Consider the following 14750-nt stretch of genomic DNA (forward strand, 5'->3'; position numbering starts at 1 on the left):
CGAATGACGGAGAAGAGGAGAGCCGACGCGATCAGCGTCGGCTCTCCTTTTCTGCCACCAACAGGTAGGCGCCCATCAGGCGCTTCAGCTCGGCGACGGCGTCGGCGTGACTCTGACCGTCCTGCACCGAGAAGTTGAGCATGGAGTAGACGACGTGCACGAGCACCTCGGCCATGAGGTTGCGGCGGGCACGTGGGGTGCGGGGTGTGAGCGGTGCGAGCACCCGCTCCACCTGGGCGGCGAACGCCTTCTCGTGGATCATGCCGGTGGCGCGTGTGGCCGGGGTGGACTGCATCGCCAACCACACCTCGCGTCGGGACGGATCCGACGTCCACAGGCTGGAGAGATGGTCCAGGAAGTCGTCGAGGAAGCGTAGCCAGTCGAGTGACGGAACCTCCCCGTCGAAATCGGCGAACTCCTGGCGCACGCCTGCGAGATCCTGGCGACCCAGTTCGCACACGATTACGTACTTGTTGGCGAAGAACTGGTACAGCGTGCCGATGGGCAGCCCGGCGCGGGCCGCGACCTCCTCGCACGTGAACGACTCGAACCCCACGTCGGTCAACAGTTCGCGCGACGCCGTCAACAACGCGTCGAACTTCCGTTTGCTGCGCTCCTGGGTGGGGCGGCGGCGGGGGAGCAGCTCGACGGGCTCGTTCTCGTCCGCGTTCTCGCTGGTGTCGGCCCCGTCGCGGACATCGGTCTCGTCGTGAAGGCCCTGTTCGTGCGCTGTCTCCTCGGTGATCGGGGTGCTGCGCCCCGGTGCTCCGTCGGTCGACTCCACGTCACCAACAGTATCGGTCGACCCACCGTTCTCGAACAGTGAGCTACCGTTCGGCCGCATTCAATATGAACTTACGGTATGTTTAGAGACTGTTACAAGACGCATCGTTCACTGACGGAGCAAGTAGTCGATCGTTCAGGCCGGTCTCGGGGGAGTCACGACGGCTGTGTCGGCTTCCGGTTCGTCTTCGAGAAGAGGAGGCACATCATGAACGACACCCCCCGCAACAGCAGCGCACCCGAGACCCGTGGTGACACCACCGTGGTCTCCGCCGTTCTGCTGTATCACCTGGACGGGTCCACGGTGACGGCGTCCCTGCTGTCTCCCATCGACGGGTCGGACCTCGGCGTCGCCGAGTCGATCGACCTCGAGGACTTCTCGCCCGAGCAGATCGGGCTGACGGTGCCGATGCTGTGGGACCTGGTGGACGTCGCCGACGCCTGTGTCATGTCCGTCGTGACCTCGGGCGCTGCCGCTGACATCGACGTGGCTCCGCCCATCCTCGAACTCGCGTTCGGTGTTCCCGTCTTCGACTCTCCCACCCCGGTCGTCGCGGACACGCCCGCCGACGGCGCGACACTCGACGACGACGCCACTCCTCCTGCCGACGATGTCGCGCCCTGGCAGCGAACCACACCCTCCGCTGTCGCCGCCGCCGCAGCGGCAGCCCGCCCACCTCTGCGCCCGACGCGTCCCGTCCCGGCCAAGCCGGTACGCCGGTCCGCGACCGGTGCGGGGAAGTCCGGCGTCGTGAAGTCGGGCGCGTCCGCGTCGCCGATCTCGAAGTCCGCAGCGGCACGTGCCGGTGTGGCAGGTGCCGCCGCGGCTGCTCGACCCCGAGTCGCGTCCGCCGACGAGGTCACGCCCGTCGACGAGGTCATTCCTCCCACGACGTCGTCCGACACCGACACCGAGGTGTTCCCCGCCGTCGTGGCACCTGCTGTCGTCGATCCGATCGACGATGCTCGGACCGAGGCCATCCCGGTGGTGACGGCCGCGTCCGTCGCTCCCACCGGTCGCCGCTCGCGCCGTTTCGTCGGGTTCGCCGGCGCTGCTGCAGCAGCAGCGCTGGTCGCGGCGGGCATCGGTACCGCTGCCGTGATGTCCGGTGGATCGGACAGCGTGCCCCAGAACACCGCCGCTGAGCAGCAGGCCCCGAACGGTGGCTCCGCGTCCCCGGTGGCAGATGCTCCCGCAGCCGCGGCACCGGTGGTTCCCGCTGCTCCGGCCGCGTCGCCGGCCCCCGCTGCTCCGGCAGCGCCGGTTCCGACAGAGGACGCCGCAGCAGACGCCGCGGCCTCCGACTGGACCGCGCCGTCGGCAGCACCCTGGTCGCCGACCGCCGCTGCGCCGGCGCCCACGCCGTGGACCACCACGCCGCCACAGCAGCAGTCGTCCTCTCCCAGTGCGGTACCCGCTCCGCAGTTCACCGTCCCGGTGCCCGAGCAGGATCCGAACAAGTCCCCGCAGCAGCTGCAGGACGAGGCGTGGGCGAAGCACTGGCAGCAGACCGGGCAGTGGCTGAACCAGGAGTTCCCGCAGTAGGTCGACGTGTCGAGGTGCCAGACTGTTTTCCATGACCTCTGGTACCGATGCGCAGTTGTCCGAGCTCCGAGACCGCGTGCGTGCGAGCATGCCGAGAGTGCGCGCCGAACTGGCAGACCTCGTCGCCTTTCGCTCCATCGCCGATCCCGAGCAGGCGCCGCCGTCCGAGTGCCGCTCCGCCGCGGAGTGGGTGCGGGACGCATTCCGCGACGCCGGCGTGAAAGACACGGAGTTGCACGAGACGTCCGACGGATCGGCGGCCGTCATCGGTCGGCGCCGCGCTGCGGACGGTGCTCCGACGGTCCTGCTGTACTCGCACTACGACGTCCAGCCTGCGGGCGACGAGTCTCTCTGGAAGAGCGCGCCTTTCGAGTTGACCGATCGGGACGGTCGCTGGTTCGGCCGCGGTTCGGCCGATTGCAAGGGCAACGTGCTGATGCACCTCGCGGCGCTCCGTGCGCTCGGCTCCGACTCGGAGGTGGGCATCGTGGTGGTGTGCGAGGGCTCGGAGGAGACCGGGACCGGTGGCCTCGAGGACCTGGTGCACGATCGTCCCGAACTGTTCGCGGCCGATGTGATCGTCATCGGCGACACGGGCAACATCGCCGTCGGAACGCCGACGCTGACGACGTCGCTGCGCGGCATGGCGATCGTGCGGGTCGACGTCGAGACACTCCGCGGCGCAGTGCATTCCGGCATGTACGGCGGTCCTGCGCCCGACGCACTGGTGGCCCTCGTGGCAATGCTCGCCACACTGCACGACGTCAACGGAGACACCACCATCGACGGGGTGGACGGTTCCGGCGTGTGGGACGGTGCCGAGTATCCGGTCGAGCGTTTCCGGACGGATGCGGGCGTGCTGGACGGTGTGGAGCTCACCGGGAGCGGGTCCATCGCGGACCATCTCTGGGCCCGGCCGTCCGTCACCGTCATGGGCATCGACTGCCCACCCGTGGTGGGAAGCGCCGCCGCCGTGGTGCCTCGCGCGTCCGCGCGCATCGGACTGCGCGTACCGCCCGGCATGGACGCCGAGAAGACGCGTGATCTGCTCGTCACTCACCTGACGAATGCGGCGCCGTGGTCCGCGCGGGTGACGGTCACGCCGGATGCCGTCGGATCACCCTTCGCCGCCCGTACGGACGGCCCCGCGTACGGCACGCTGATGACCGCGCTGAGCGACGCCTACGGCGAGCCCGTGCAGTTCGCCGGGCAGGGTGGTTCCATTCCGCTGTGCACCGCGCTGCAGCGCGCGGTTCCGGACGCGGAGATCGTCCTCATGGGCGTCGAGGAGCCGCTGTCGACCATTCACGCACCGAACGAGAGCGTCGACCCCAGCGAGATCGAGACCATCGCGGTGGCCGAAGCAGCGTTCCTGAGCCGCCTGCCCGAGCAGTGGCGGCTCAGAGCTTCAGATCGCGGATGAGCTTGGCGACGTGGCCGGTGGCCTTCACGTTGTACTGAGCCACCTCGACCTTGCCGTCGGCGTCGATGACGAACGTCGAGCGGATGACGCCCGTGACGGTCTTGCCGTACATCGACTTCTCGCCGAACGCGCCCCACGCCTGCAAGGTCGACTTCTCCGGATCGGAGAGCAACGGGAACGTGAGGCCCTCGTCGTCGCGGAACTTCGTCAGCTTGGCGGGCTTGTCCGGCGACACCCCGATCACCTCGAGGCCCGCATCGTTGAGCTGCGCCAGGCTGTCGCGGAAGTCGCACGCCTGCTTCGTGCACCCCGGCGTCGCCGCGGCGGGGTAGAAGTAGACGACCACGCGTCGGCCGGCGTAGTCCGCCAGCGACACGGTGTTGCCGTCGGCGTCGGGAAGGGACAGGGCGGGAGCAGCGTCGCCTGCGGACAGTCTCGAGGTCGTGGTCACGATGCCAAACTTAGCCGACTCGTCCGAGCCGGGCAGGCGCGCCGGGCGTCGTGCTCTAGGCTCTGAGGCGACCGCAGAAGTTCTGCATCTTCGTCCAGCCGGGAGGGCTTTCGTGGCACGCAACACCGACAACATCGAGCGCGACATCGAGGCCGCACGCGACCAGCTCGCGTCGACGCTGGACGAGCTCAGCGTGCGCGCCAACCCGAAGCGGCTGGTCGAGAACACCAAGCGCAGCGTCGTGGGCACCCTCAACGAGCCCGCCGTGAAGTTCTCGCTCATCGGCGTCGGCGCCGTCGTCGCCATCCTGGTGATCCGCAAGATCGTCAGCTGAGCATCTGCGCAGGTCAGTGACTCGATTTCACTCCCTGCGCGCCAGGTGTTAATGTCTTTCACGCACCGAGGAGCGCGAGCCGCTCCGACCATGCGCCTATAGCTCAGTTGGTAGAGCAAGTGACTCTTAATCACTGGGTCCGGGGTTCGAGTCCCTGTGGGCGCACCACAAAGGGCCCCTGATCAGCAGGTAGCTGGTCAGGGGCTCTTCTGGTTTCGGTGCCACTCACTACTTATGCATGACTGCAACTCGAAACTCGAGGTTTCGGGTCTTCTCCTCGGCAATATCGAACGACGCATTGTGCCTGCTCAGGCGGCTGCAAAGTTGTCTGTACCGGGTCCAATGACCTGCGGTGCAGGCTGCTCGCGCCCACTGCGACGCCTGGGGTGCCACCGTCCGCTACAGAGAGTTCGGACGGCGACATCGCCCCCCGGGCGGAGTGGGGGTTGCTGTGCATCGTGGGAGCGCCCCTGCCGTACATCTACACCGTCGAACTCCGATCTCCGACTCGACCGGGGGCGACGAGCTCATCACCGCACTGTGGACCACCACCGAATGTTGCACGCCGATTAGGGTGGGCACGTCGGCGTCCCCGAATACGCCAGCGACGAGGCGGACCGATTCTTCACCCGGCACCTGAGACAAGGCCGGCCCTACCGGTCGAGGGATCGGCGACTGTGAATCGAATATTTTCCGGGCGGGGCATAATGCAATCTCGCGTCAGAGCCCGCCGTCCGAACTTGGACGGCGGGCGAAGATCCACGGAATCTACGTGGGCTGGGAATCGAGATCGAACGCGCCCGAGCAATTCCGCAGAACCGGCCGTAGGTCCGCTAGCTCGTCATGATCAAGCCCACGGTCAGAGATCGGCCACCAGCGGTGCGACCTCCGTTCCCAGTAGCTCGATGCCGCGGAGCAGATCACTGTGAGCCAAGCGGGGATTGGTCATCTGCAGGGACAGCCGATCCACACCGCCGAGCTGTTCGCCCACTCGCGCGATCTTGTCGGCCACCGTCTGCGGGTCACCCATGAAAAAGGCACCGTTAGGTCCGGACGTGGCATCGAACTGCGCTCGGGTCGGTCGCGCGAATCCTCGCTCCCGCGAGATCTTCGTGAACATCTCGTTCCACCCGGGGTAGATGGTGTCCGCCGCCGCCTGCGTGCTCTCCGCGACGAACCCGAACACGTGCAGGCCCACCTTCAATTTCTCCGGCGCATGACCTGCCTGCGCACCCGCGCGGCGGTACAGATCGACGAGCGGCGCGAACTGGCGCGGCTCACCGCCGATGATCGCGATCATCAGCGGCAACCCCAACAGACCTGCGCGAGCGAATGATTCGGGACTGCCGCCGACACCCACCCAGATCGGCAGAGGATCCTGCATCGGACGCGGATAGATGCTCTGCCGCGTCAGCGCCGGCCGGTGCTTGCCCGACCACGTCACCTCGACGTTGTCCCGGATCTGCAGCAGCAGCTCGAGCTTCTCGATGAACAGCGAGTCGTAGTCGGCCAGGTCCAGACCGAACAGGGGGAACGACTCGGTGAACGAGCCGCGGCCCACGACCAGATCCGTCCGCCCCTTCGAGATCAAATCCAGGGTGGCGAATTCCTGGAAAACTCGCACCGGATCGTCCGCGCTGAGTACCTTGACCGCACTGCCCAGCCGGATTCGTTCCGTGCGAGCTGCCGCGGCCGCGAGGATGATCGATGGAGCGGAATCGAAGTACTCGCTGCGGTGGTGCTCGCCGATCCCGAACGAGTAAAGACCCACCCGGTCGGCGAGGGTGATCTCCTCGAGCAGGTGCTCCATTCGCTCGGCAGCGCCGATCACGCGGCCGTCGGTCGGGTCGGTCACGGAGGACACGAAGCTGTCCACACCTACATGCATTGCTGAACCTCTCGGTCGGGGCCACGACGTCGACCCTGGTTTAGTTTACAAGTCAACCATCTCGACCGAGAAACTGTTCCCAGGGCTACCCACCTCTCCGCGCCCCTGATCGGCACGGCTGCTGATCAGGGGCCCTTTGTGGTGCGCCCACAGGGACCCGCACCCCGGACCTTTACTGACACTCGACGGCTATGCCGCCCCGCAACCTGGCACCCGGGGCGGCAACTGGGACAAGAACACAACCCAGCTCGACGAGCACCGCCTCGCGCAGTACAGCCAGACACAGCTACCTCTACCGAGCCGGGAGAAACACTCCATGACCGAGCCTCTCAGCTTCGAGGTCGTGGTATCGAGACGGCGGCGATACGCCGCAGCGACGGATGGACCGTGTACAGCCCTTCTCGGGCTGAGCGCACTGATCGGTCGGTTCCCCGAGCAACGCCACAGCGAAAGACAAGTGTTCTACGCCCGCTGCGCCAGTTGGTGTTCACCTTCCAAGCAGCCGCTGCACCGCTGGAAGGTCAGGTCAAATCAGGCGGTGGCGTGGTGGGACGGCCGGCAGCAGTGTCGCGAAGCCACTGCGGTACCTCTCGTCCGCTTCGCTCGCGGATGGCGATGGAGGCGCGGGCAGCGGCAGCAGCCACCCTGGGCCGCTCGGCCGGTCGGTCACTGCGTTCCTCGGTGGCGGTCATCGGGGGTCCTCCTGCTGCTCGCTCTGGCTGTCAGTGTCCTCGGTTTCGGTCGGCGGCACCAGCGCCCGCCGTGCCGCTGCACGGTCGGTGACAGCGACCAGAACGTCTTCCTCGGTCCTGGTGGTCAGCGCCGAGTCGGTGACCGTGGCGTAGATGTCCCGGCCGAGTTCGGCCTCGTTGCCGTTGTCACTGGTGTGCGTTCGAGGCACCATGTGATGCGTTGCCAGGCCTGGGCGCGCTTGTCTGCGACAGTGCGTTGTCGGACGGTGAGAGGAACGCCGACGACGGCGAGGACCAATAGACGAGATGTGGTACGTCGTCTCCATGCACGTCGCTGGGGTCCGGTCGTACCCGAGGGTGTCGGCGTGGTCATGGTGGCGTCCTGTATTCACTCGGCCGCGGCCCGAACGACTTTGCTCGCAGTGCGTTTGGGTGGTCTTGCTGTTCCGTCTGTGGGCGATCGCCTTGATGATCGGAGCTGAGCTGCGAGTGATCGGCACACCGGGATGCCGGACGGCGGTTCGCCGTCCAGGGTCTGTTGTATTCGCGAGGAAAGTAGGGTTCGCGCCGCGGCTCCGTCGTGGCTCACTGCGCTGCACTCGATCGTGTCATGGTGCTCGCCACAGGGAGTCTCGATCGATGCTGTCGGGTGAGCAGTGGCCGGCGAGTGCCATGACGAGGTCGAATTCGGCAACGATATTGGCGACGACGTCGGCGGCACCGGCGGCACCGGCCAGAGCGAGTCCGTACATGTGCGGTCTGCCGATGCACACGGCGTCGGCGCCCAGGGCGAGTGCCTTGAACACATCCGACCCTGATCGGATTCCGGAGTCGAACAACACCCTCACGCGTCCGTCGACTGCGTCGACGACCCCCGGCAAAGCGTCAGCGGCTCCGATCGCTCCGTCGATCTGTCGTCCCCCGTGGTTGGACACCACGATTGCGGCGACGCCGAGATCGACGGCGCGTCGGGCGTCGTCCGGATGCAGAACGCCTTTCAAGACGATCGGCAGGGACGTGCGGTCCTGCAGTCCGGCGATGTCGTTCCAGTTCAAGCTTTCTCGCGAGTAGATGTCGGTGAACGTCGTCACCGCGGTGCGCGGCTCGGGCGACAGGAGATTGGCCACGGTGCTGCCCGGTGCGTTCCGTGCGATCGAGAACAGGGTGGACAGCGCGGACAGTGCACTCGACGGGCCCGTGATGGGGAGCTTCGGCTTTTCGGCGCCGGCCGCCAGGCGCTCCGCGACGATCGAACGGAACCGAGCATCCGAGGTGTACTGGCTGATGCCGATACCACGTGAGAACGGTAGCGATCCAAGGTTGAGGTCCTGTGGTCGCCATCCCAGCAGTGTCGTGTCGAGGGTCACCGTGATCGCGCTGGCACCGGAGCGCTCGGCCCGCGTGAGCAGGGAATCGACCAGGTCGTCGTCGGTCGACCAGTAGAGTTGGAACCACCTCGGGGACCCGGGCGCGATCCGGTCCATGCCGGCAGCGACCTCCTCCATCGCGACGGACCCCTGGTTGGAGAAGATGTAGGGAAGTCCCAGTGTGGCGGCGGCTTGGCCGATCAACAGATCTGCCTGTCGATGCACTGCGCCCCCGGCTCCGACCGGAGCGAACAACACGGGTGCCGGAAGCGTGAGGCCGAGGAGTTCGCTTTCGGTGGTTCTCGCAGACACGTCCCGAAGGACCCGAGGCACGATGTTCCATCGGTCGAGAGCGCGGCGGTTGTTGTCCATCGTGGTGCCGGAGCCGGCCCCACCCGCAATGTAGGCACGCGCTCGGTCGGACATCTTCGTGAGTGCACGCCGTTCCAATCCAGGGAAATCCGTGGGAACAGTCGGTGTTCGTCCGGCCACCCCCGCTGTGTAGATGTGGTTCTGGCGTTCGCGTCCGGTGGAGAGTGGCATGTGCGGATCCGTTCCCGAGTCGTGGCCCACTTGGTCGGCATTGCCGTCGACCGATCGATGGTGCGTCGGCATGGCGGGGACGGTACACGAGCTCGGATTAGCGATGAATGCGCAGCTCAAGGGTGTGCAGCGGCACAAATTCGGTGAGGTGCCCGTGTGCGCGGTTGCCCTTGCGTCCTCGTCCGCCTCGTCGTTCACCTACAAGGTTGTGCGCCGTCTCGTCATGAAAGCCGTTGCCCGTGCGACCGGGGTACCTGACAGCAATGATTCCCGACTTCTATTGCGGTCTCATCGGAACCGTGATGGTCCCACATGGTCATGTGACTCTTGATCCACGCTACTGAGGTGGGATTCATGGTCCCACTGGATTTCCGAGTTCGGCCGGGGACAGTCACTGGGTCCGGGGTTCGAGTCCCTTCTGGTTCAGATGCTACTCACTACTTTTTTCGAGACCGTGGACCACAGGTATGACGGCGAGGTACCGATGTGACGTCGACACGGCGTGCCTGTCCGGTGATGAGTTCGGCAGCGCACCCGAGTCGACACGGCATGACTACACACACGCTCGCCGTTTCCGGCGCCACCATCACCTACGACGTCCATGGTCCACTGACCTCGGATACACCCCTGTTGCTCATCGGTTCACCGATGGATGCGAGTGGGTTCACCACGCTCCGTACGCATTTCATCGATCGACCGGTCGTGACCTACGACCCACGCAACACCGGCCGCAGCGTCTGTGGCGAACCCACGGCTGCGGTCACGCCGTGGCAGCACGCCGACGATCTGGATGCGTTGATCACAGCGCTGGGGTCCGGACCTGTCGACGTGTTCGCGTCGAGCGGCGGCGCGGTCAACGCCCTCGTCTGCGTCGAACGCCGGCCGGGCGCGATCCGAACTCTCGTCGCCCACGAGCCACCCGCCGGTGGTGCACTCGCTGACCACAACCACATCTCGGCTGCCTGCACGCACATGGTGGAGTCCTACGACGCGGCGGGGACGGGGCCGGCGATGGCCGAGTTCATCCGCCTGGTGATGCACCGCGGTCCTGTCGACGACGCGTACCTCGCAGGGCCGGCGCCGGACCCGGCGCAGTTCGGACTCCCGACCGAGGACGACGGTTCTCGTACCGATCCGCTGATGTCGAACATGCGTGGACTGGGCGTCGATTACGTGCCCGACGTGGAGCGTCTGACGGCAGCGTCGACTCGCATCGTCATCGCGGTAGGCGAAGAGTCCGGTGGGCCTGAGGACGGCGAGATGGCCGGTCGTGCAGCGTATGCGGTGGCCCGTCTGTTGGGCCAGGACGCTGTCGTCTTCCCCGGCGGACACCAGGGGTTTCTCGGTGGTGAGTACGGTCAGACGGGCCGGCCCATCGAGTTTGCCGCAGCGCTCCGGACGTGGTTGGACTGTGCTGGATGAGGCGTGCCCGAGTCTGGGTGCGGCAGCAACGGCAACTGCAGCACAGTCGGATTCTCGGAGCGAAAAGCACGCGAAGTGACCCGGCAGTCGGAGAACCTGCGCACGAGGTTCGCGCTCATTGCCGAGTGATCGTTACTGCTGCGAACAATATCGTCGAAACGTTGACTCGGTCCCGATACGAGGTCGATTCTGAGTAGATGACAACCACCAACGAATCGGAGCATCTCGCGGCGGTGCAGGACCGGCTCACCGCCGCCCTGCCCGGGGTGAGCCGACACGACATCGAACAGACCGTGGCGGCCGAGTATGCCCGCTTCGAGGGACGCTCGGTGCGCGACTTCGTGCCGCTGTTCGTCGAGCGCAACGCACGAGAGGCACTGCGCTCCGTCGCACCGCACTGACACCACCTGTCGCACAGCAGTACACGGCAGCCCAGAACGTGGGCGACCGTGCACGGTGCGGACATTCACCGATCGCATCGCGCTTGCTGCAGCGCGGATCAGATCGGCCCGGGGTGTGTCAGCTGAAGAAGCTGAGTCCGTCGAGGAAGTCGCCGCTGCCGCCGAAGATGTCGGACAGGGCGCCAAGGAAGTCGACGAAGCTTGCGAGGTCGGTGATCATGGGAGCTCCCGTGGTCGAGTGGTGGTGGCAGGAATGCCTGTTCATTGGTACCGAGCACTGGTGAACGAACGGTGGATCATCGGTTGTCTCAATGGGTTGCCGCCGTGAACGGTTCCGATCAGACCGGGGTGATCACCAGCAGCTGAGCCCAGTACGCGGCGGTGTGCTCACCGAGGTAGGGGAGCAGGGTGTCGAAGAGGATGTAGGACATCGGGGGGCTCCTCGGGTCGGGCCGTGGTGGGGCTGCGCCAAGTGAGGGATGCCCGGTCCGCAGGTGGTCGGAGTGGCGGTGCGGTGAACAGCGGGTGTCGACTCGGCTCACCGCCGGGTGGGACGGCTCGTCGGCCGCGATGATGGTGCGATGAGCACGAGTCAGGCCGAGGGCCTTCGCGGGATGATCGAGTTCGCGCGTCGGTGGTTGCCCTACGGCGGCGGTCCTGACGAGGAGATCCTCGTGACGTTCGGTGTCCCCGGGTATCAGTTCCACGAGCGGCTCGCTCGTGTCCTCGACAGCGGAGACCCGACGGTGGCGCAGGCGTTGTCGGCGCCCGAGATCGCGGCGCTGCGCCTGCAGTGCCGTACCCGCTCGCTGCATCGCCACAACGTCCCCGCCTGGCAGTGATCCACTGGTCCTCGAGACGCCTCGTCAGCTGCCACTGACTGGTCTTCGACGACACTCACCGCGACTGCGCGAGGTGGGATGCTTCCGGCCATGACTGGTCGACACGTGGGACTCGCGTTGTTTCTGGTGGTGACGGTTGCTCTCGCGTCCTACGGCGTGCTGACCACTCCTGAGCCGAGGTCGGTCGCCGAGATCGGTTCGGCCGATCGCTTCGTCTGCGCGTTGCCACAGGACGTCGGCGGCTATCTCGCGGCCCCGCCGCCGCAGCAGAGCGTCGCTCCCCGTCCGGCGCGGGGCACGGTGCCCGAGGGGTTCGAGCCGGTGGCAGCCGTGGTGTGCGACATCGGTATCGGAGACCACGTCGAGGCCGACGGGACCGTGACCTACGTCGAACGCCGCTACGCCGGGGACTTCGGCAGCGCTGTGCGGGAGCTGAACGGGCCGCCCACCCGTCGCTCGATCTTCGACGCCGAATGTCTTGCGTCCGTGCTCGCTGCGGCGCCGGTCGACATGTGGCTCGTCGACGTGGACGGACGCGCCGTACAACCGTCGTACCCGCGTGGTGACTGCGGCCTGGACGACACCCTGGGGCTCGCCGAGATTCTCGAGTTCCCGGAGGTAGAGGCCACCGAACACCGCGTCCGCCTCGATGCTGCCGGGATCGCCTACTTCTACTCGTGCTCGCCGGTCGTCTCGACGCCGGTGCCGGGGTCTCGGTCGCTACTCGACCTGACGTTGACACCGTCCGGGTTCTGCCACTTCGACACCGCCGGACCCGATCTGATGTTCACCGGGGCGGATCGGTACGAATCCGAGCCGTACCTCGACTGGAACGCCGCCCTCATCGACGTCGAGCCCGCCGGTCCCTGCGGTGAACGCGCGACGTCGCTGGCGACCACCTCGACGCAGTCCACGGTTGGGGACGAGTTGGTCATGATCGACGTCCACATCGAACTCGACGGGTGCCGGCGCATCCTGGCCGACGGCTTCACTCCGTTGTCGGCGCCCGCCTCTGTCGTCGACTCGATCGTCAGCGCAGCGTCATGACCTGACGTCTGTCGGCCACGTCGGGTCGAGCCGTGACGGCCGTGGTTTCCGTTGATCGCCGTTCACGGAGCAGAACGTGGTTGGGGCGCACGTTTCACCACTCGACGCCTGCATGGTTGCGCGTCGACCACGACCGTGGCACCGGATCACGCCAGTCCGGCCAGCAAAGCTCTCAGTCGAAGATCCGCCGACGGACATTGGTGTCCGCGAGGTCCACGAGTTCGTCGGCTCGGCCGGACAGGATCGTCCGAATGCCGTACAGCGTGAACCCCTTTGCCTGCTCGAGGGTGATCTTGGGGGGAATGGAGAGCTCCTGTGCCGCGGTGACGACGTCGATGACGGCGGGACCGTCGTACGCGAACGCGTCGATCAGAGCCGCCTCCAGATCCTGCGGCTTCTCCACTCGTCGGCCGAACATCCCCAGAGCCTGTGCCACAGCTGCGAAGTCGGGGTTCTTCAGATCGGTGCCGTAGTTGACGATGCCGGCAGCCTTCATCTCGAGTTCGACGAAGTTCAACGACGAATTGTCGAAGATGATGACCTTGACCGGCAGACCGCTCTGCATCAACGTGATCAGCTCACCGAAGCCCATCGTCAACCCGCCGTCGCCGGCGAAGGCCACCACCTGCCTTCCGGGCTGAGCGGTCTGCGCACCGATCGCCAACGGGAGAGCGCAGGCCATCGATCCGTGATTGAACGACCCGAGCAATCGGCGCTTGCCGTTCATCGTCAGGTACCGGGCAGCCCACACGACGGGCGATCCCACGTCGACGGTGAAGACGGCGTCATCGTCGGCCAGCTCGTTCGCCATGCGTGCCAGGTACTCCGGCCGGATGGGTGTGCGGTGCCGGTCGTCCACGGCGAACGAATCGAGATTCTTGCGTGTCTTGCGGTAGTGCTTGACCGATGTGTCCAGATGCTTGCTGTCCGTCTTGGCGTGGACACGGGGGAGCAGAGCGTCCACGGTGTCGGCGACGGTACCCACCAAGCCGACGTCCAGGGTCGCTCTGCGGCCCAGGTTCTGGCCACGGATGTCCACCTGGATGATCTTCGCGTCGTCGGGATAGAAGTTGCGGTACGGAAAGTCGGTGCCCAGCATGAGAAGAACGTCGGCATGCGAGATCGCGCGGTACCCCGAGGCGAAGCCGAGCAGCCCCGTCATCCCCACATCGTAGGGATTGTCGTACTCGACGTGCTCCTTGCCGCGCAGTGCGTGCACGACAGGAGCCTGCAGCGCGCCGGCGATCTCGAGCAGTTGTCGATGCGCACCCGCCACACCGGCGCCGGCCAGAATGGTGATGTTGTCGGACGAGTTCAGGATCGACGCGGCCTCGTCGAGCGAGGCATCGTCGGGTCGCACGTGGGACGTGGTCGCGCGGATGGCCGGGGTGGCCTTTCTCTGTTCGGCATGCGCCAGTAGCACTTCGCCAGGGACGACGACCACTGCGACACCGCGTTCCTCGATCGCCGCCCGCATCGCCATCGCGAACACGTGTTCCGCCATCTCCGGGTCACTGACCAGTTCGAAGAAGACGCTGCACTCCTGAAAGAGGTTCTGCGGGTGAGTTTCCTGGAAGTACTGCGATCCGATCTCGCTGCACGGGATGTGCGCCGCGATCGCGAGCACGGGAACCCGGCTGCGATGTGCGTCGAACAGCCCGTTGATCAGGTGGAGATTGCCGGGACCACAACTGCCGGCGCACACCGCGAGTTCGCCGGTGATCGCCGCGTCACCGGCTGCGGCGAAGGCGGCAGTCTCCTCGTTGCGGACGTGCTGCCACGTCATGCCGTCGTTCCGGCGGATCGCGTCGGTGAAGCCGTTCAACGAATCGCCCGGAAGGCCGTAGACGTGGGTCACGCCGCTCTCGGTCAGGGTCTGCACGAAATGGTCTGCCACGGTCGCCATGGCGAACAGTATGCGCCGGATCCGCACCGGAAGCGTCGTGGAACGAGTGACCGATCGTCCTGGCTCGGACACTCGTGGAGATCGGTGAGGACCGGCGAAAGCGCT

14 protein-coding genes and 1 tRNA gene are annotated in these 14750 nt (G+C 66.3%); 8 read left to right on the forward strand and 7 right to left on the reverse strand.

From position 1 onward, the window contains the following. Positions 1 to 31: 31 nt before the first annotated feature. Entirely contained in the window at positions 32 to 643 is a 612-nt protein-coding gene (locus tag HQ308_RS18110; protein WP_027505499.1) for a TetR/AcrR family transcriptional regulator, read from the reverse strand. A gap of 348 nt (positions 644 to 991) precedes the next feature. Between HQ308_RS18110 and HQ308_RS18115 the strand changes: the two genes are divergently transcribed. Together HQ308_RS18115 and HQ308_RS18120 are read left to right on the forward strand one after the other, a co-directional pair. After that, complete coding sequence (locus HQ308_RS18115) at positions 992 to 2329, forward strand: hypothetical protein (protein ID WP_222647421.1); 1338 nt, start codon at positions 992 to 994, stop codon at positions 2327 to 2329. Positions 2330 to 2360: 31 nt separating this feature from the next. Further along, entirely contained in the window at positions 2361 to 3752 is a 1392-nt protein-coding gene (locus HQ308_RS18120) for a dipeptidase (protein ID WP_222647422.1), read from the forward strand. Here the strand turns inward: HQ308_RS18120 and bcp are convergent. Then, positions 3730 to 4203, reverse strand: a complete 474-nt coding sequence (gene bcp / locus HQ308_RS18125) for a thioredoxin-dependent thiol peroxidase (protein WP_222638574.1) — start codon at positions 4201 to 4203, stop codon at positions 3730 to 3732. The two genes, HQ308_RS18120 and bcp, sit on opposite strands and share 23 nt — an antisense overlap. A gap of 112 nt (positions 4204 to 4315) precedes the next feature. On the opposite strand from bcp, the gene HQ308_RS18130 reads away from it, so the two are divergent. Together HQ308_RS18130 and HQ308_RS18135 are read left to right on the forward strand one after the other, a co-directional pair. Beyond that, positions 4316 to 4537 (forward strand): DUF3618 domain-containing protein, encoded by a 222-nt coding sequence (locus tag HQ308_RS18130; RefSeq protein ID WP_027505503.1) that lies wholly within the window; start codon positions 4316 to 4318, stop codon positions 4535 to 4537. A gap of 92 nt (positions 4538 to 4629) precedes the next feature. Further along, a tRNA-Lys gene (locus HQ308_RS18135) sits at positions 4630 to 4705 on the forward strand. A 691-nt stretch (positions 4706 to 5396) separates the two neighbouring features. On the opposite strand, the gene HQ308_RS18140 is transcribed toward HQ308_RS18135, so the two are convergent. The 4 genes from HQ308_RS18140 to HQ308_RS18155 form a co-directional block, all read right to left on the reverse strand. Next, positions 5397 to 6425, reverse strand: coding sequence for an LLM class flavin-dependent oxidoreductase (locus HQ308_RS18140; protein ID WP_027505529.1), 1029 nt, complete (start codon positions 6423 to 6425; stop codon positions 5397 to 5399). 521 nt (positions 6426 to 6946) lie between these two features. Next, positions 6947 to 7117, reverse strand: coding sequence for a hypothetical protein (locus tag HQ308_RS18145; RefSeq protein ID WP_155957004.1), 171 nt, complete (start codon positions 7115 to 7117; stop codon positions 6947 to 6949). Next, positions 7114 to 7329, reverse strand: coding sequence for a hypothetical protein (locus tag HQ308_RS18150; RefSeq protein WP_261776291.1), 216 nt, complete (start codon positions 7327 to 7329; stop codon positions 7114 to 7116). The genes HQ308_RS18145 and HQ308_RS18150 overlap by 4 nt, the downstream gene beginning before the upstream one ends. A 396-nt stretch (positions 7330 to 7725) precedes the next feature. Further along, a complete protein-coding gene (locus tag HQ308_RS18155; protein ID WP_222647488.1) occupies positions 7726 to 9027 on the reverse strand; it encodes an alpha-hydroxy-acid oxidizing protein in 1302 nt (433 codons plus the stop codon). 549 nt (positions 9028 to 9576) lie between these two features. Between HQ308_RS18155 and HQ308_RS18160 the strand changes: the two genes are divergently transcribed. The 4 genes from HQ308_RS18160 to HQ308_RS18175 all read left to right on the forward strand — a co-directional run bounded on the left by HQ308_RS18160 (position 9577) and on the right by HQ308_RS18175 (position 12739). Next, positions 9577 to 10449: an alpha/beta fold hydrolase gene (locus HQ308_RS18160; protein WP_222638536.1), complete on the forward strand. Its 873-nt coding sequence runs from the start codon at positions 9577 to 9579 to the stop codon at positions 10447 to 10449. A 197-nt stretch (positions 10450 to 10646) separates the two neighbouring features. Continuing rightward, on the forward strand, positions 10647 to 10850 hold the full coding sequence (locus tag HQ308_RS18165; protein WP_027505531.1) for a three-helix bundle dimerization domain-containing protein: 204 nt from the start codon (positions 10647 to 10649) through the stop codon (positions 10848 to 10850). Between the two features lie 581 nt (positions 10851 to 11431). Beyond that, on the forward strand, positions 11432 to 11692 hold the full coding sequence (locus tag HQ308_RS18170; RefSeq protein WP_155957006.1) for a hypothetical protein: 261 nt from the start codon (positions 11432 to 11434) through the stop codon (positions 11690 to 11692). A 90-nt stretch (positions 11693 to 11782) separates the two neighbouring features. Beyond that, positions 11783 to 12739: a hypothetical protein gene (locus HQ308_RS18175; protein WP_222647423.1), complete on the forward strand. Its 957-nt coding sequence runs from the start codon at positions 11783 to 11785 to the stop codon at positions 12737 to 12739. Between the two features lie 172 nt (positions 12740 to 12911). Here the strand turns inward: HQ308_RS18175 and poxB are convergent, their stop codons facing one another. Further along, positions 12912 to 14645 carry a ubiquinone-dependent pyruvate dehydrogenase gene (gene poxB, locus HQ308_RS18180; RefSeq protein ID WP_222647424.1) on the reverse strand — a complete coding sequence of 578 codons (1734 nt, stop codon included), beginning with the start codon at positions 14643 to 14645 and terminating at the stop codon, positions 12912 to 12914. Positions 14646 to 14750: the final 105 nt, after the last annotated feature.

The sequence above is a fragment of the Rhodococcus sp. BP-241 genome (assembly GCF_019836145.1).
Lineage (GTDB): Bacteria > Actinomycetota > Actinomycetes > Mycobacteriales > Mycobacteriaceae > Rhodococcoides.

Coding starts and splice junctions, on each gene's coding strand:
- HQ308_RS18115 (WP_222647421.1), top strand. CDS start 992: ATGAACGACACCCCCCGCAACAGCAGCGCACCCGAGACCCGTGGTGAC.
- HQ308_RS18120 (WP_222647422.1), top strand. CDS start 2,361: ATGACCTCTGGTACCGATGCGCAGTTGTCCGAGCTCCGAGACCGCGTG.
- HQ308_RS18140 (WP_027505529.1), bottom strand. CDS start 6,425: ATGCATGTAGGTGTGGACAGCTTCGTGTCCTCCGTGACCGACCCGACC.
- HQ308_RS18145 (WP_155957004.1), bottom strand. CDS start 7,117: ATGACCGCCACCGAGGAACGCAGTGACCGACCGGCCGAGCGGCCCAGG.
- HQ308_RS18150 (WP_261776291.1), bottom strand. CDS start 7,329: ATGGTGCCTCGAACGCACACCAGTGACAACGGCAACGAGGCCGAACTC.
- HQ308_RS18155 (WP_222647488.1), bottom strand. CDS start 9,027: ATGCCACTCTCCACCGGACGCGAACGCCAGAACCACATCTACACAGCG.
- HQ308_RS18160 (WP_222638536.1), top strand. CDS start 9,577: ATGACTACACACACGCTCGCCGTTTCCGGCGCCACCATCACCTACGAC.
- HQ308_RS18165 (WP_027505531.1), top strand. CDS start 10,647: ATGACAACCACCAACGAATCGGAGCATCTCGCGGCGGTGCAGGACCGG.
- HQ308_RS18170 (WP_155957006.1), top strand. CDS start 11,432: ATGAGCACGAGTCAGGCCGAGGGCCTTCGCGGGATGATCGAGTTCGCG.
- HQ308_RS18175 (WP_222647423.1), top strand. CDS start 11,783: ATGACTGGTCGACACGTGGGACTCGCGTTGTTTCTGGTGGTGACGGTT.
- poxB (WP_222647424.1), bottom strand. CDS start 14,645: ATGGCGACCGTGGCAGACCATTTCGTGCAGACCCTGACCGAGAGCGGC.